This is a genomic window from Paenilisteria rustica (assembly GCF_013820765.1).
Classification (GTDB): Bacteria; Bacillota; Bacilli; order Lactobacillales; family Listeriaceae; genus Listeria_A; species Listeria_A rustica.
This window is the reverse complement of record NZ_JABJVM010000049.1, coordinates 1-514: the sequence shown is the minus strand read 5'-3', so window position 1 is coordinate 514 and position 514 is coordinate 1. Positions and strand designations below refer to the sequence as shown.

Sequence of the window (514 nt, the reverse complement as noted above, 5' to 3'; positions counted from 1 at the left end):
TGGGACAGATAATTGGGGTGAAGTCGTAACAAGGTAGCCGTATCGGAAGGTGCGGCTGGATCACCTCCTTTCTAAGGAAAAGGAAACCTGCTTTTGTTTTATCTTCTGTTTTGTTCAGTTTTGAGAGATTAATCTCTAGTTAGTGGTAAGCACTTTTTTCTTCTTAAAGAAAGAGGCGCTTTTTATTGACGGGCCTATAGCTCAGCTGGTTAGAGCGCACGCCTGATAAGCGTGAGGTCGATGGTTCGAGTCCATTTAGGCCCACTTTCTCTACCATAAGAAAGAGTCCACTAACATCCATATCCCATAATGGGGCCTTAGCTCAGCTGGGAGAGCGCCTGCTTTGCACGCAGGAGGTCAGCGGTTCGATCCCGCTAGGCTCCACCAAAGAAAGTTGTTCTTTGAAAACTAGATAAGAAAGTTAGTAAAGTGCGGTATAAGTCTTTGACTTGTACCAACCAAGTAAGAACCGAGAATCAACTGAAAGTAACCTTTCAACTAACTGATACGGCCA

General features: G+C 44.7%; 2 tRNA genes and 1 rRNA gene. All 3 read left to right on the top strand.

Features of this window, described 5'->3' with window-relative positions:
• A 16S ribosomal RNA gene (locus HPK16_RS16605) occupies positions 1-71 on the top strand; the annotation flags it as partial.
• A 119-nt stretch (positions 72-190) separates the two neighbouring features.
• Positions 191-264, top strand: a tRNA-Ile gene (locus HPK16_RS16600).
• A gap of 47 nt (positions 265-311) precedes the next feature.
• Positions 312-387 (top strand) — tRNA-Ala (locus tag HPK16_RS16595).
• Positions 388-514: the final 127 nt, after the last annotated feature.